Consider the following 15,461-nt stretch of genomic DNA (forward strand, 5'->3'; position numbering starts at 1 on the left):
TGATTTAAGAATTAACGCCACTAAATCCACTAAAAAGACACGCCGACGTCCAGTGAAGAGACGTCTCGCGGAAAGAAGACTCGAAAATTTCTCATTGGGGCCGTGCTTTTACGGGGTTTGTTGATGCGCGAGCGCCACGGACCATGTCGGCAGGCCGGAGAAACGCGTCCGCTAAAGCCCGATCCGGCTCCGGGCGAGGCTATTTCTAATTTAATCTTCAAAATAATTTTGTCGCTTGAGCGCCAGCGCTATCATAGACGCCGAAACCTGAATGTCGGCCCGCCGATGCAGGGGGCGTACGTTGCGCGCGGAGCGACTGCAGCGAGTCGCTCACCCCACGTCGCACAATCGAAAGAACGCGCCACGATCGTGGACTATGGCGGGCAGAACCTAGGTCTCCAGCTCGACGTACTGCCGAAGCCTGTGGACAATATCGGGTAAGGCCTCGCGCAGCCGTGCCGCGTTCTGGAGTGTGGTCGAGAACGGCGCGAACCTGATCATGGCGTTCCAATTCCGGTATCCGTAGATAGTGATCGAGACGCCGGATCTCGGAAAGCCATCCACTTTGCGCAGCTCACCAAGCACGAGGTCACCGACCGCCACGGCGGGCAATCGCGCTCGTTTTTCGTCGAGACCGCCGAGAGATATGAGAGGCTTGGTTCGCGGCGCTGCCGGGACCATGGACTTCCGTTGAAGCGCTGCCTCCATCTCCGGCGGCGGGGCAGGAGTTGCGGGCGCGCTCGTCGGCGCCGGCGGCGCAGCCTCAGCGGGCGGCTCCTCCGTGCGCGTGGCGCCCAGAATACCGCTGATCAGCCCCATAAGGCCTGCATCCTTCGCGCGATCGGCCATCACCGCTCCCCGGTTGCGGCCACCAGCCTAGCACTTTCCGGAAAGAGAGCCACCAAGCCGAGCGGACGAGCCGGAGCGGAAGCTGCGGCAGCTTCCATGGCGCATCAGAGGTCGCCGTAGCCGCCGTGCGCATTGCCCTGCGCCACGACACGGGCTTCCGTTATCCGGGCCGGTGATGCTGAGCTGGCCGCTGGTATTGAGCGCCGCCGCGGTATGCCTTTGGTGACGAACCTCGCCTCGGAAGGGACCGTGGCCGCATCGTTTGTGCCTGCGATCGTGCCAACTACGTCCGGCGATCTGTCGAGCCCTGGCCGTCGAGCTTTGGCCGTCATTGATCGTCGCCACGAAGCTCTCGGGGATCATCTGGCCCGCAGCGAAGTGGTGGGCGGCCGCGTTGGCCAGATCCTAGTTCCGTTGCACCGAGCCCTTGGCGGCGTAGCGCGCTCCAGGACCGCGGCGCGTCGCCAGAGCGCTGACGCGATCCAGTGACGGACTATGGCTTGCTATCCGGCACACGTGCCCCGAGTGCGACGAGAAGAGACCCCATTGGCCTTTCCGACATTGCGATGTTCGCGCACGAAGCTTCGCATATCCTGTTGCTGTCCCGCGCACGTTCTCGTTCGCTTTAATGCGCGACAGAGCCCCGGTAAGCCAGCATTCGCAATCCATGTGAAGCTAAAACCGAAACCAATTTCCGACTGACTCGCGAAGTCGACCAGATCGACTGCCATTAAATGATATATTTGATTATTGTATAGAATGATGATGACTCCATCGTGAAATTGAAAAATATCTTGGGGAAAAGAAACATGGGAGGTTGGAATGGAAGCTGCCCGCCGCTTTCGCGCAATGGCGTTGCTTTGCCGACAGACTGCCGGACTGCAACCTGAGAGAAGCTGGAAACTGCTTGCAGAGGCAGAGTACTGGGAGCATCTGGCGGCTGCGGCTTTAGCTCATTGAGCTTGGGTCGAACGTTCTTTGTCTCTCGCTTTTCGTCGACTTCTTACTTCAAGTCGTTTTCTGAGGTATGCGATGTCGAGTACGCGTCGGGTTTTTTCGAGTGCTGTTCTGAGCGAACGGCACCAGGTGCTGCTGGAGGAGCTTCGAGCGTTGGAGAAGCTTCGAAGTAAGCTCAGGCATGTAGAAGCAAAAACAATCGGCAGACGACGGCGGAGCAAAGCGAGCGACAGAGCAAGAGCCGTTTAGAGACCTGTGGGGTCCGGAGACCCACTCACGCGCGCGGTTCGATGAACAGATTGCCCACGTTCGGCGCGGCGCCTCGCCGTCTGCTCGTCAATGCAGTCGAGCTTTGCAGCGCAGATCACTTGCCGGCTGCCGTCCACCACGAACTCCTTGTACCGGAATGATGGTGCGCGCCCCTTCCTCGGCGCCCAGAAGCCCACCTGCTGAACGGAGATGTGGTTGCCGCCCGTATCGCTGGTTCATCCGAACTGTGCACGATAGCGACCTCAGGCCGCCACTGGCGTTCGTCCGCGCTCGAACACGAAATCGCGATAACCCGCTTGCGCGGCGGCGGCACAATAGTCCCTGTACTTCGGAAATCCACCCGTGAAAAGCGTAAGCCCGAGCGGCTTGTCCTTGACGTTGGCGCCGAGATACCAGGTCTTCGCCTTGTTGAGCAGCGAGCGCTGCGCGAGCCGCGCGACGAGCTCCATCCAGCCGTCTTCCGCCGCCTTGGTCGGCTCGACGGTCGCAAGGCCCCGATCGGCCATGTGCGTGATCAGGTTCGCGATCCAGTCGACGTCGTTCTCGCTGATCCTGACGATGTTGGCGAGCGCCGCCGGCCCGTTCGGCCCGGTGGTCATGAACAGGTTCGGGAAACCTTCCATCATCAGGCCGAGATACGACTTCGCCCCATACTTCCATTTATCGTTCACCTTGCCACCATGACGGCCGACAACGTCGAAGGCCGTCAGCGCACCGGTGAGCCCATCATAGCCGGTCGCGAGGATCAGCATGTCGAGCTCGGTTTCTCCGGCCTCCGTCCGCACACCCTTCTCGGTGACTTCGAGGATCGGTTCGGTGACGCAGTCCATCAGATGGACATTGGGCAGATTGAACGTCTCGTAATATTCGGTGTCGAGACACGGCCGCCGCGCGAAGATGGGATAGCCGCGGGGCTTGAGCTTTTCCGCGGTAACGGGGTCCTTGACGACCTCGCTGACCTTGCCGCGCACGAACTCGGCGACCTGCTCATTGGCCTCCTCGTTGCTCAGGAGATCGGTGAAGGTCCCGAGCATCGCAAGGCCGCCGGCCTTCCAGGCGTCTTCCAGGAGTTCGCGACGCCGTACCGGCGTCACGCTGAAGAAAGCGCGCGTGGTCCACGGACGCACGCCGCCATTCGGGCTGTTACGGGCGGCCTCGCGGATCCCGGCGTAGTTGCGCTTGACCTCGGCTACGTAGTCCGGCTCCAGCGTCTGATTGCGCATGGGCATGGTGAAGCTTGGCGTGCGCTGGAAGACGAAGAGCTCGCCGGCCTTCCGGCCGACCTCCTGGACGATCTGGATGCCGGTCGACCCCGTGCCGATCACCCCGACGCGCTTGCCGGCGAAGCTGACCGGATGGTGCGGCCACTTGCCGGCGCGCAGCAACTCGCCCTTGTAGCGCGCAAGGCCCGGAATCTGGGGATCCATGGGGATCGACAACGGGCCCGTCGCCATCACGCAGTAAGTCGCCTCGACGGTCTCACCGCGATCGGTCGTCACCTTCCACAGCTTGCGCGTCTCGTCCCAGATAGCGCTGATGACGCGGGTGTTGAACTGATAGTGCTTTCGCAGGTCGAGCCGGTCAGCCACGAAGTTGAAGTAGGCGAGAAGCTCCGGTTGTGACGCGAACTCCTCCGACCAGGTCCACTCCTGTTCGATCTCGGGACAGAACGAATAGCTGTAGTCGATACTCGGAAGGTCTACGCGCGCCCCGGGGTAGCGATTCCAGTACCACACACCGCCGACATCGCCGCCCGCCTCGAATGCCGCGAGCTTGAGGCCCATCTCCCGGAATTTGTACACGGCGTACAAGCCGCCGAAGCCGGCGCCCACGACGACGACGTCCAGGCGTCGTGCGCCCACCTCACTGCTGCTCATCTCGGCATTTCCTCGCTTGCCTATTGGTTCGATTGACGCGGCGATCGCGCTGACGTTGAAAACCATCTCATGAGTTCTGCGGCGCCACCACGGCTTTGAGGCCACGCAGGGTGAGTTTCACATCCATGAAAGACCCGAGCCTGCCCCGCCGTCTTCAACCGCTCGCGGTGCTCGCATCGCCGGCATCGCCGAACGAGGTCCAGCCGCCGTCGACATAGAGGATCGAGCCGTTGACGTAGGACGCTTCCGGCGAGGCCAGGAAATATGCCGCGTTTGCGATCTCCGCCGGCTCGCCGAAGCGGCCGAGCGGAACGCGGCGGCGGATCCGCGCGCTGTCGATGCGCCCCGATTCCTGAAGCGCAGCCACGCCCGGCGTGCGGACATAGCCTGGCGCAATGGTGGCGGTGCGCACGCCGGCAGGGCCGAGCTCAGCCGCCATGCACCGCGTCAGAATGTCGACGGCGGCCTTCGACGCGCCGTAGGCGTGGCGCGGCGCGAAAGGCAGGAATGTGTTGATCGATCCGAGATTGAGAATAACGCCGCCGCTCCCCATCAGCTTGATTGCCTCTCGCGCGCAGAGAAAGGCGCCCACGAGATTGACCTCCAAGACCTTGTCGAGCTCCGCTGCGGACTGCGCGAGCGCCGGCACGAAACCGTCGGCCACCGCGGCATCGTTGACCAGCACGTCGACGCGACCGAAGCGCTGCCGGATCGCGGCAAACACCGCCAGCACCTCCTGTTCGGAGGAGACGTCCAAGACGAAGGCCATGTGTTTCGTGCCGAGCGCGCGCACGAGCTCGGCAGCGCGATCGCCATCCTTGTCGGCGACGACCACGGTATCGCCGGCGGACGCAAATCGTTGGACGATCGCCGCCCCGATGCCGTTGGCGCCGCCGGTCACGACCACGATACGCTCCTTCAGCGCCGGCTCGGGCTTTTTCAGTTCGGCGTCCGGCGCCCCCATGACCGGAGGATGCGCGTCGCCGGGCTGATTGAAGGATTGCCAGCCGCCGTCGACGGCAAGGACTGCGCCCGTGACATACCCTGCGTCCGGCGAAGCGAGGAAGCGCGCCGCTGCGGCGATCTCGTCCGGGCGTCCCATGCGCCCCAGTGGAACGCGCCGCCGGACCAGTTCGAGGTTCGCCTTGCCGGAGCGCTCCAACTCCGCAACCATGGGCGTGCGGACATAGCCGGGCGCCACCGCCACGACGCGAATGCCATGTTTTGCCCATTCGCAAGCGAGCGACCGCGTCGCCGAAATCAACCCCGCCTTGGACGCCGCATAGGCGTTGCGCTTGGGATTGCCGAGAACGCCGGCCAGCGACGCGATGTTCACGATCACGCCGCCCTGCCCCATCATGCGCCTCGCCGCCTCGCGCGCCAGCACGAAGGGGCCGCGCAGGTTGACGCTCAACGCCTTGCGAAACGAGGCGACGTCCGTGTCTGTCGTCGCCGCCATGGTCGGCCCGAGCGCGGCGTTGTTGACGAGAACGTCAATCCGTCCAAACCGCCGCTCGATCGCGGCGACGAGCTCCACAACCTCGTCTTCAGAAGCCACGTCGCAATAGAACGCCGCATGCTCGCCGCCGAGCGCAACCGTGATATCGCCGACGTCGGTGCCAGGCAGATCGACGGCCGCAATGACATCACGGTCCCGATGGAAGGCCTCGAGCAGCGCCCGGCCGACGCCACCGGCCGCTCCGGTGATGATGACAACGCGCCTTGGCTTTTGCATCGCCCACTTCCTTCGATGCGTTTACCTACATGCGCAGAGCGCGCGCATCGGCCAGAACTTCATAGATGGGATCCTCGGGGTGCCGCGTTCCGATCGGCGTCCGCGGGCCAAAACGCACCTCCTCGCCCTCGGTCGGCACGGCCTGCTCTTCCACCCAGTCAAACGTCACGATGCGCCGCGCGACCCGCCATTCCCCGCCGCGCTTCTCGAACAGGTCGCAGTAGCGCCCGGCCATCACGTACTGCCGTACGACGCCGTCCTTGCCGTGAGCGCGCTGCATGGCGAGGAAGTAGGTCTCAACCACGGCTCGCGTCGGGCCGACGAATTCGATCAGAAGGTTGCCGACCTGATGGACGTTGCGCGCGCCGCTCTTGAAGATCTCGCGGGCCCAAAGGAAGAAGCCCTCCACCGGCCCGGAATAGATGCCATGCTGATCGGTGGCGTCGGGCCAATAGGTGCCGCGCAGCGTGGCCTCATCGGCCCTGTCGACTCCGCGGCAATAGCGATAGATGCAATCGCGGATCGCCTCGCGGTCCAGGAGTTCGGTGAGCTTCGCTGCATCGATCGTCATATATCTCTTCCCCCAACCAGAATCGCCATGCTCAAGACCCGGATCTGCACGGGACCAGCAGCGCATCGAGCGGCATGACGCCCTCGCCGCGCGGCATCGCCAGAACCGGGTTGAGATCGATGCTCTCGATCAGTTCGGCATTGTCGGCAGCGAATTGCGACAGCCGCGACAGCATCTCCGCCAGTGCATCGATATCGGTGGGAGGCGCACCGCGAACGCCCTCCAGCAGCGCAAACCCACGGATCTCGTGGATCATTCGCTGCGCCTCGGCAACGTCGAATGGCGCTGCGCGGAACGTCACATCCTTGAGCACCTCGACGAAAACGCCGCCGAGCCCGAACATGACCACAGGACCAAAGGTCGGATCGCGCACCACACCGGCAATGGTCTCCACCCCGCCCTTGATCATTGGTGAGGCGATGACGCCGTCAATCCGCGCGTCCGGCCGCTGGTCGCGCGCGCGGGCCAGAATGGTTCGCGCGGCATCGCGGGCCTCCGCCTCATTCCGCACTCCGACGATGACGCCGCCGATCTCGGTCTTGTGCGCGATGTCAGGGGAGCAGATCTTGACCACCACCGGAAAGCCGATCGCTGCCGCGGCGGCGCCGGCGTCCTCGTCGGGCCGCACCAGCGCTTCCTTCGGAAACGCAATGCCGGCCGCCGCGCGCAACAGCGATTTCGCCTCGTGCTCGCTGAGCGCGCCGTGCGGTGGCGCGATGCGCATCGCGGCCGGCGCGGCCGGGCGCGTCGCTTTCGCCGCATCGAAGCTGCGGCGAAACCAGACCAGTGCCGCCAGCGCGTTCACCAGCGCCGAGCCATCCTCGAAGACCAGGAAACCGTCGTTCTCGTAGGCGCGAACGATCTCCGCCGGCGCCGACATGGACAGCGCCAGGACCCGGCCTTCATGTCCGGCTGTTGCGGTCCGCAGCGTCTGGCGCAGCTTGGCCGAGAAGGTGGGGCTGGCCGGTCCGCTGCCGAAAATGCCGGCGAAGAGGTGATAGCCGCCCTTCTCGAGCATCGCGGCGATATAGCTCGTCATCAGCGGCAGGTCGGTAAGCGCCTGCGCCGTCGCATCCACGGGATTGCGGGGCGATGCGTAAGGAAGCATCGCCTTCAATTCCTCCTGCGCCGCCTCAGGCATCGGTGCGGCGTCGAGCCCGCACGCCGAAGCGTCATCGGCCATCTGAATGCCGAAGCCGCCGGACAGCGTGAAGATGCCGAACCTGTTGCCCGCGGGATAAAGCCCGCGCGCGCAGGCATAGGCCACGTCGAGGTGCTCGGCGGTGGTCCGCGCCCGATAGGCGCCATACTGCCGCAGCACCGCGTCGAACACGGCGTCCGATCCCGCCAGCGCCGCGGTGTGCGAACTCACAGCCTGCGCGCCGACGTCGGAGCGGCCGACCTTCAGGAAGACGATGGCCTTTTCCCGTGCGCGCGCGACCTCCAGCGCCTCGACGAATGTGTCGCGATCGCGAATGCCTTCCGCATAGGCCATTACGACCTTGACATCCGCCTGATCAATGACCCAGCGCAGCGCTTCGGCGACATCGATGTCGCACTCATTTCCCGTCGTGATCCACTGCCCGATGCCAAGGCCGCGCTGGCGCGCCAAGTGGGCGATATGCGAGCCGTAGGCCCCGCTCTGCGACACGACCGCGACCGGACCGGGCTCGACGAACGCGGCATCGAGGATCGCCGAGAATGTCCCGTAATAGCCGATGCCGGCGTTGAACAATCCGAGGCAGTTCGGGCCGAGAACACGCATGCCGCTCTGGCGAGCGATGCCGGCGATCTCATCCTGCGCAAGACGCCCCTGCTCGCTTGCCTCGGCAAAACCCGCTGAAAACACCACGGCTGCGTTGACGCCGCGATCCGCGCAGTCCCTCAGCGCCTGGACCGTGCCTTGCGCCGGCACCGCGAGGATGGCGACATCAGGCACCTCCGGCAGCGCCGCGACGGAGCTGTAGGACCCGATGCCCTGGACGGTATCCCGCTTCGGGTTGACCGGGTAGACGGCGCCCTTGAAGCCGCCCTCGCGCAAGTACCTCAACGGGCGTCCACCGATGCGCGCGACATCGTCCGAGGCACCGATCAGGGCAACGGACCGCGGCTTGAAAAGCGGATCGAGCGAGGCTGGGGGCTGACGCATCAAGACGTGGTCCTGGTTGGGAAAGAGTTCGGCTGAACCCGGAATTGCGCTTCCGGCAGACCGGTAACGCCGAGACCCTCGATCGCGAACAGAAAGCCGCCGTCCGGGTGCCGCGAAACCGCGCGTCCGGATCCTGAATCCTTGATCGAGGTGACATAGAGCGTCGATAGATCCGGACCGCCGAAAGCGACCGATGAGGGCAAGTCGGTCGGCGCGTCGATCAGACGATCAAGCGTACCTTCCGGAGTAAACCGCGCGATTTTGCCCACCTGCACCAGCGCGACCCAAAGGCAGCCGTCGCAATCGACGGTCGCGCCGTCCGGCCCGGAATGATATGGCGCGGTGTCGATGACTATCCGGGGTTCTCGATCGGGCTTATCACCGGGCCCATAGCGATAGGCGCGGATTGCGCGGTCGAGACTGTCGGCAAAATACATCGTGCGGCCGTCGGGGCTGAAGCAAAGCGCATTCGAAATGCGAATGCCATCGGCAAGCACCGTATGCGCACCGGCAGCGTCCATGCGAAAGAGCTGCCCCAACGGCTCCGCATATACGCCCATGGTGCCGCAGAGAAACCGTCCCCAACGATCCACCTTGCCGTCATTGAAGCGCACGCGGATATCGCGAGGCTCGGGCAAGAACAGCGATGTCAGTGAGCCGGAGCCGAGATCGAGCTGGTAAATGCCGTCCACGAGCGCGACGACCAGCGCATCGCCTTGGACAAGCGCGACAGAGCCGATCATGGACGGGACATCCCAATGCCGCGTGTCATCCCTCGCTGGCTCATAGGCATGCACGCGACGCGCGACGCCATCGACCCAATACAGCCGTTGCCGCTCGGCATCCCAGAGCGGGCTTTCACCCAACTGGGCAGCTGTCGCCGATATCCGGCTCACTTGCAGCGCCATCAAGCAGTCCCGCTTATACTCTCTTGGTTCACTGGGTCTTGAGCAGATCGCAGGTGCTCTCCGAGGCTGGGCGCCAGGCGTCCTCGGCCGGAATGGTCGACGTGATCTCGTAGTAGTCATAAGGATATTTCGACTCCGCCGGCGCCTTGATGCGCGCGGCATAGAGCGGCCGCATCACCTGGCCGTCGGCACGGATGCTGACATTCTTCATCTCGAAATCGTTGATGGGCGTCGTCTTCATCTGCCGCACCACCGCTTCGCCGTCGTCGGTCTGCGTCGCGGCGACCGCCTTGAGATAGTGCGTGATCGCGCTGTAGGTGCTCGCTTGCGCCTCGTTCGGGACGCGGTCTTTGAATTCCGCCTGAAATCGCTTCGCAAAGGCGCGCGTCTCGTCCGTCATGTCCCAGTAGAAGGGCGTCGTCAGGCGCACGTTCTGCAGCGGCTGCAGGCCGATACTATGCGTTTGATTGAGCAACAGACCCAGCGGGGCAAGCTGCTGCTTCTGCGTCAACCCGAATTCCTGTGCCTGCTTCATGGCATTGGCGAAGTCCGATCCCGAATTGGCGAGCGCAATGACCTTTGCATCACTCGCCTGTGCCGTCAGCAGGAACGAGGAGAAATCCGAGGAATTGAGCGGGTGAAGCACGGAGCCGACGACCTTGCCGCCATCGGCCTTGATGAAGTTCGTCGTATCGGCCTGCCAGGCCTTGCCGAACGAATAGTCGACGGTGACGAAGAACCAGGTGTCGAGCCCTCGTGCGAGCAGCGATTTCACCGTCGCCTTGGGCAACGCATAGGTGTCCATCGTCCATTGCGTCGTCATCGGTGAGCATTTTTCGTTCGTGAACATTGAGGCCGCGGTTCCCGCCAGGAGATACGGCTTCTTCCGGTTCTTCATGATGTCCTGCACGCCCAGCGCGATCGAGGACGCCGAACAGCCGACAATCGCGTCCACCCTCTCGTTGTCCAGCCAGCGCAAGGCAATGGCCATCCCTATATCCGGCTTGTTCTGATCGTCGGCCACAACGAGCTCGATCTTCTTGCCGTTGATGGCGCCGCCAAAGTCGCTGATCGCGAGACGTGCGGCGACGACCGAACCCGGCCCGCAATTATCCGAATAAGGACCGGCCTGGTCGTTCATGATGCCGATCTTGATGACGTCCCCGGAAATCCCCTGCGCGCGGACCGGCGTTGCAGGGCAGGAAATTGCGCTCAACAAGATCGCCACAGCGGCGATATAGCTAACCGAGAGTCTCATATGCTCCTCCTTACGGTCCGCGGCTCTTCTTGTTGTGGTGGGCCGCCAATGAACGATTGATGCGCACTCAAGAGAACGCGTAGGTAATTCCTCCGTCGACAAACAGCATGTCGCCGGTGATGAAGCTCGCCTCATCGCTGGCAAGAAATACGGCTGCGTTCGCCACGTCGCGCGGCTCGCCCAGACGGCCGATCGGCACGCGTGCGCGGCGCCGCTCCCAGGCTTCCTCGCTGACGACAAGATTGGCGCCGTCCGTCGGCGTCGGCCCGGGCGCGATCGCGTTGACACGAATCCGGCGCGGCCCGAACTCGGCCGCGGCGGATCGCGTCGCGCCCGCCACCGCGGCCTTCACTGCGCTGTACATCACGCCATTCGCCATCGCGAGCACGGCCGATGGCGATCCAATATTCACGATGGCTCCGCCCCCGGCCGCAGTCATTGGCTCGAGCACAGCCTGGTAACCCCAGATCACACCCTTCAGGCCGACATCGATCATCCGGCCGATCATCTCTTCGGTTTGCTGCTCCAGCGGCCCGTAGCGATTCCACATCGCGTTGTTGACCAGGACAGTGGGCGGACCAACGGTCCTGAGGAGACGATCGACTGCCGCAAAAACGTCGGCCCGCAATCCCGCATTGCCGACGATCGCTACGGCCTTGCCACCCTCCGAGACGATAGAGTGCGCCGCAGCATCTGCGACTTCCGCCTTGAGATCGAGCACCCCGACTGCCGCGCCTTCACGCGCAAAGGCTTCTGCGATGGCGCGGCCGATGCCGCGCCCTGCGCCGGTGACGAGCGCCACGCGCCCCTGTAGCCTGCCGCTTCCCAATGACGTCCTCCAGCTCAGCGCCCGCGGCGTCGTATCGCGCCGTTGGACTTGACTGCGGGCAGCATGTCATGCGCTGTTGGGGCAAACCAAACATAATTCATATGCGAAGCTGACTTTCATATCCGTGAATTTTGCAGCGACGATGAGGACCCAGTGATGCAAGCGGCAGCAACGACGTCCGCAGCGGTACCGGGCGGGACATCCACCGTGAAGTCAGCGCTTCGCGCGCTCGAGATCCTTCAGTTCTTCATGAACGTCCGCCAGCCGCGCGCCATGTCGGAGATCGGGCTCGCGCTCGGCTATCCGCCGTCAAGCACGACAGTCCTGCTCAAGACCCTCGTCACCATGGGCTACCTGAATTACGACCGGCGAATGCGCGTCTATTTTCCAACACCAAAGGTGACGTCGCTCGGCGATTGGATTCCGCGTACTCTCTTCGGCAACAGCCGCACGCTCGAGGCCATGCACGACGTCCATGCGGCGACCGGCGAAACAGTCTCGATCGGCACGACGAACGACGTCTATCTGCAATACGTCAAGATCGTCCAATCAATCCACCCGCTCCGCTTCCATGTGGATGAGGGGACACTGCGCCCATTGACTCAGTCGGCGCTTGGCTGGCTCCTGATGTCGACGATGTCGGACGAGAAGGCCGACAACATCATTCGCCGTGCGAATATCGCCACCCCCAACGCATCGGATCGCGTGAAGCTGTCGGACATGATGGACCGCATTCGGAAGATCCGCGGCAAAGGATGGTGCTCGGCCGAAAACATTCCCATTCTCGGTGGCGGGACCATCTGCGTGCTGCTGCCCGTGACGATCCAAAACCAGCCGGTCGTACTCGGCCTCGGCGGCGCCGCCGAGCGTATCCGGCAGAACTTTGATCGTTACCTCGCCGTCCTTCAGCGCGCGGCGAAGTCGGTCAAGAAGGACAACGACCTCGAGCAGCCGGTCGACATCGATTTCTGACGCGGCAATCAACCGGGAAGTTGGAGCACTGCCTTGGCCAGGATATTGCGCTGAATCTCGTTGGAGCCGCCGAAGATCGCGGGCGCGCGGGAGTCGAGAAAGAGATTCATCGCATCGATATCGACGTCTCCGGCGCCGAGATCGTCGGCAAATCTCGCCTCTTCGCCTGCGACAGTTAGCATTTCCTCCGTGATCCGCTGATAGAGCTCCGTCGTGAATATCTTGAGAGCGGAGACATCGGCGCCAAGTTCTCCGCCCGCACGCAGGACTTTCGCATAGCGCTCGAAGGCTGATCCGAGATCGTAGAGGTCTAGCCGCAACCGCGCGAAACGAGACAGAAACGCGGGATCCTCGAACGCGCCACGTGCTTCTGCAAGCCGCCGCAGACGTTCGAGCGCATATTCCGGCCGCGTCGGCGCGCCGAGAAAGATACGTTCGTGGCCGAGCACCGACTTCGCGACGGTCCAACCCTCGTGGATCTTGCCAACCAGGTTCTTCAGCGGCACACGCACGTTATCGAAGAAGACCTCGCAGAAATCTGTCTCGCCGCGCAGATTTTCGATCGGCCGGACACGAACGCCGGGCGAGGTCAAATCGAGCAAAAGAACGGTGATGCCCTTCTGGCGTACCTTGGCGTCGCGCTCGGTACGGACGAGGACGAAGATCCAGTTGGCGCAATGGGCGAGCGTGGTCCAGATCTTCTGTCCGTTCACCACGAACACGTCGCCATCCAGCTCAGCGGATGTCCTGAGGCTCGCGAGATCAGATCCTGCATTGGGTTCGGAATAACCCTGACACCAGACGTGCTCGCCGGACAGGATGCAAGGCAGGTAGTGAGCCTTCTGTTCCTCAGTGCCGTACTGAATCAGGAGCGGACCGACCAGGCCGATACCATGATCCGGAATGCGTGGACAGCCGAGACGTCCCCATTCCTCGACATAGATCATGTGCTTGGCCGCCGAGAGGCCCATGCCGCCATATTGCCGGGGCCAGGTGGGCGCCAGCCACCCCTTGGCGGCCAGCGCATGGTACCATTCGGCGACTTCGTTGAAGAGTGGACGCTGCTTGCGCATGTACCGGAGATGGGCGGGGCAGTTCTGGTCGACCCACGTACGAAAGACCGACCTGAACTCCTCGTCGGGAACCTCGTTCCAGTCGGGCGCCATCAAAGCACGTCCTTGAAAACGGGCGTGCGCTTCTCCATGAAAGCCCGCATCGCTTCCTTGGAATCCTCGTGCTGCGTCATCTCCACCGTGAGGTTCTGCTCGAAACGATAGCCGTCCTTCAGGCCCATCGTTTCGACCGTATTGATCGCGCGCTTGGCAAGCTTCAGCGCCATCGGGCTCTTCTTGGCGATCTCGGCCGCCATCCTCATGGCTGACGGCATCAGCTCTTCCCGAGGCAGGCAGTCCTCGATGATGCCACGGCGATAGAGCTCGGCCGCAGGCACCCGGTAACCGGTCAACACCATGCGGCGCGCGAGCGTATGCGGGATGATCCGCATCGTATGCCGCACCCCGCCCATCAGCCCGACATCGATCTCCGGCAGGCCGAAGACCGCATTCTCGGACGCCAGGATGATGTCCGAGCAAAGCGCGAGGCCGAGGCCGGCTCCCAGCGCCGGGCCATTCACCGCCGCGATCACCGGCTTGTTGGATTCGATGATGCAGAAGCCTACCTCGCGAGCGCGCCGCAGATGCCGATAGGTGTCGCCCGGCACCGCGCCGACCTTGCCGCGCGATTTGATGTCGGCTCCCGCCGAAAAGGTCTTTCCGGCGCCGGTCAACACGATCACCCGCACCGACGGGGTCTCGTTCAGTTCGTCGAAGACCGCGATGAACTCCTCGACGAACTCCTTGGATTGTGCGTTCACCGGTGGCGCATCCATCGTTACAATCGCGATGTGATCCTTGATCTCGGTCTTGATCAGATTGTTGTCCATTAAGTCCTCCCGCGGCCATAGCCGCTTTCGCGTTCGACAAATTCCAGGCGCAGCTGTTCAGGTTGGCCCAGCATGGCATTGAGATTGATGGCGCGTTTCAGATAGAGCCCGATATCGCATTCGTCGGTGTAGCCCATGGCACCATGAAGGTGCACCGCGCGCCGGCAGATCGAAAACGCGGCTTCGCCAGCGCGCGCCTTGGCCGCCAGCACCGCGAGCTCCGCCGCATCGTCATCCTTTGCCTGTAATGCATCGACCGCGTTGACCACGGCGGCAGCCGCAAAATCCGCCTCGATCCACATGTCGACAAGCCGATGCTGAATGGCCTGGAAGCTGGCGATCGGCTTGCCGAACTGCACGCGGTCGCTCGTGTAGGCAATGGTGAGCTCAAGCGCTTTCGACGCCACTCCGGTCAGCTCGGCGGCGAGTGCCAAACGCGTATGCAGGATGGCCCGCCGGAGCAGATCCTCGCAGCGGTTCGCGCGCGACAGCACGCGATCCGCCGGCACCGCACAATCGGAAAACGAGATGGTCGCAAGCGCACCGCCGTCAACTCCGGCCCGTTCCGAAATCGCCAAACCTGGCGCATCGGCAGCGACGCTGAGGAGTATGACGCCGTCGGCGCTCCGGGCGACCACAAGGAAGTCCGTTGCTGCACGCGCGGCATCGACGAAGCGCATCTCGCCCGACAGCAAGATGCTGCCATTGACGCTGCGTGCGGTCATCGGCTTCGCACCGGACGTCCATGCCGGTACGGCGATGATCTCGCCGCTGGTCATTCCAGCCGCAAGACGGCTGCGCTCCGCACCCGGCGAAGCTCCACCGACCAGCGTCGCAGCGAAGACGGAGGCTGCACCGGTCGGCTCGGCGATCAACGCTCGCCCCAGCGCCTCACTAAGCACGGTCTGCTCGCGCAGCCCGAGGCCCGCGCCACCGCATTCCTGCGGCAGCAACAATCCGATCCAGCCCGCTTCAGCCATCGCAGACCAGATCAGCGGGTCCATGGTGCCGCCGCGTCCGCGCCTCTCGCGCATTGCCTTTGCTCCCGGAAAGCGGCCGGCAAAGCCGGTGACGCTGTCGCTAAGCATCACGAGTGTACCATCGGGATCGTCGAGCATCAGTTTGGGCATGGTCTCTGCTTTTC

General features: G+C 63.5%; 12 protein-coding genes. 1 reads left to right on the forward strand and 11 read right to left on the reverse strand.

Annotated elements, in window-relative coordinates; genetic code table 11:
- Positions 1-390: 390 nt before the first annotated feature.
- From AOQ71_RS22640 to AOQ71_RS22680, 8 genes are all read right to left on the reverse strand, one after another.
- Positions 391-849 carry a hypothetical protein gene (locus tag AOQ71_RS22640; protein WP_063958288.1) on the reverse strand — a complete coding sequence of 153 codons (459 nt, stop codon included), beginning with the start codon at positions 847-849 and terminating at the stop codon, positions 391-393.
- Positions 850-2,318: 1,469 nt separating this feature from the next.
- Entirely contained in the window at positions 2,319-3,953 is a 1,635-nt protein-coding gene (locus AOQ71_RS22650; protein ID WP_057751425.1) for a flavin-containing monooxygenase, read from the reverse strand.
- A 154-nt stretch (positions 3,954-4,107) separates the two neighbouring features.
- Positions 4,108-5,688 (reverse strand): glucose 1-dehydrogenase, encoded by a 1,581-nt coding sequence (locus AOQ71_RS22655; RefSeq protein ID WP_057751233.1) that lies wholly within the window; start codon positions 5,686-5,688, stop codon positions 4,108-4,110.
- Positions 5,689-5,713: 25 nt separating this feature from the next.
- Positions 5,714-6,253 carry a nuclear transport factor 2 family protein gene (locus AOQ71_RS22660; RefSeq protein ID WP_157083627.1) on the reverse strand — a complete coding sequence of 180 codons (540 nt, stop codon included), beginning with the start codon at positions 6,251-6,253 and terminating at the stop codon, positions 5,714-5,716.
- A gap of 37 nt (positions 6,254-6,290) precedes the next feature.
- Positions 6,291-8,408: an acetate--CoA ligase family protein gene (locus tag AOQ71_RS22665; protein WP_057751240.1), complete on the reverse strand. Its 2,118-nt coding sequence runs from the start codon at positions 8,406-8,408 to the stop codon at positions 6,291-6,293.
- Positions 8,408-9,316 (reverse strand): SMP-30/gluconolactonase/LRE family protein, encoded by a 909-nt coding sequence (locus tag AOQ71_RS22670; protein WP_057751243.1) that lies wholly within the window; start codon positions 9,314-9,316, stop codon positions 8,408-8,410. The genes AOQ71_RS22665 and AOQ71_RS22670 overlap by 1 nt, the downstream gene beginning before the upstream one ends.
- A gap of 28 nt (positions 9,317-9,344) precedes the next feature.
- Positions 9,345-10,574, reverse strand: coding sequence for an ABC transporter substrate-binding protein (locus AOQ71_RS22675; protein ID WP_057751246.1), 1,230 nt, complete (start codon positions 10,572-10,574; stop codon positions 9,345-9,347).
- Between the two features lie 67 nt (positions 10,575-10,641).
- Positions 10,642-11,403, reverse strand: coding sequence for an SDR family NAD(P)-dependent oxidoreductase (locus AOQ71_RS22680; RefSeq protein WP_057751248.1), 762 nt, complete (start codon positions 11,401-11,403; stop codon positions 10,642-10,644).
- Between the two features lie 207 nt (positions 11,404-11,610).
- On the opposite strand from AOQ71_RS22680, the gene AOQ71_RS22685 reads away from it, so the two are divergent.
- On the forward strand, positions 11,611-12,375 hold the full coding sequence (locus AOQ71_RS22685; RefSeq protein ID WP_205668251.1) for an IclR family transcriptional regulator: 765 nt from the start codon (positions 11,611-11,613) through the stop codon (positions 12,373-12,375).
- Between the two features lie 8 nt (positions 12,376-12,383).
- Here the strand turns inward: AOQ71_RS22685 and AOQ71_RS22690 are convergent, their stop codons facing one another.
- Genes AOQ71_RS22690 through AOQ71_RS22700 form a run of 3 tightly spaced genes read right to left on the reverse strand, consistent with a single transcriptional unit; the run spans position 12,384 to position 15,447 of the window.
- Positions 12,384-13,541 carry an acyl-CoA dehydrogenase family protein gene (locus tag AOQ71_RS22690; protein WP_057751255.1) on the reverse strand — a complete coding sequence of 386 codons (1,158 nt, stop codon included), beginning with the start codon at positions 13,539-13,541 and terminating at the stop codon, positions 12,384-12,386.
- Positions 13,541-14,317, reverse strand: coding sequence for an enoyl-CoA hydratase/isomerase family protein (locus AOQ71_RS22695; RefSeq protein WP_057751258.1), 777 nt, complete (start codon positions 14,315-14,317; stop codon positions 13,541-13,543). The genes AOQ71_RS22690 and AOQ71_RS22695 overlap by 1 nt, the downstream gene beginning before the upstream one ends.
- On the reverse strand, positions 14,317-15,447 hold the full coding sequence (locus AOQ71_RS22700) for an acyl-CoA dehydrogenase family protein (protein WP_057751261.1): 1,131 nt from the start codon (positions 15,445-15,447) through the stop codon (positions 14,317-14,319). The genes AOQ71_RS22695 and AOQ71_RS22700 overlap by 1 nt, the downstream gene beginning before the upstream one ends.
- Positions 15,448-15,461 lie beyond the last annotated feature (14 nt).

Origin of the sequence: Bradyrhizobium manausense, assembly GCF_001440035.1 — a bacterium.
In the GTDB taxonomy this organism is placed as follows: Bacteria; Pseudomonadota; Alphaproteobacteria; order Rhizobiales; family Xanthobacteraceae; genus Bradyrhizobium; species Bradyrhizobium manausense.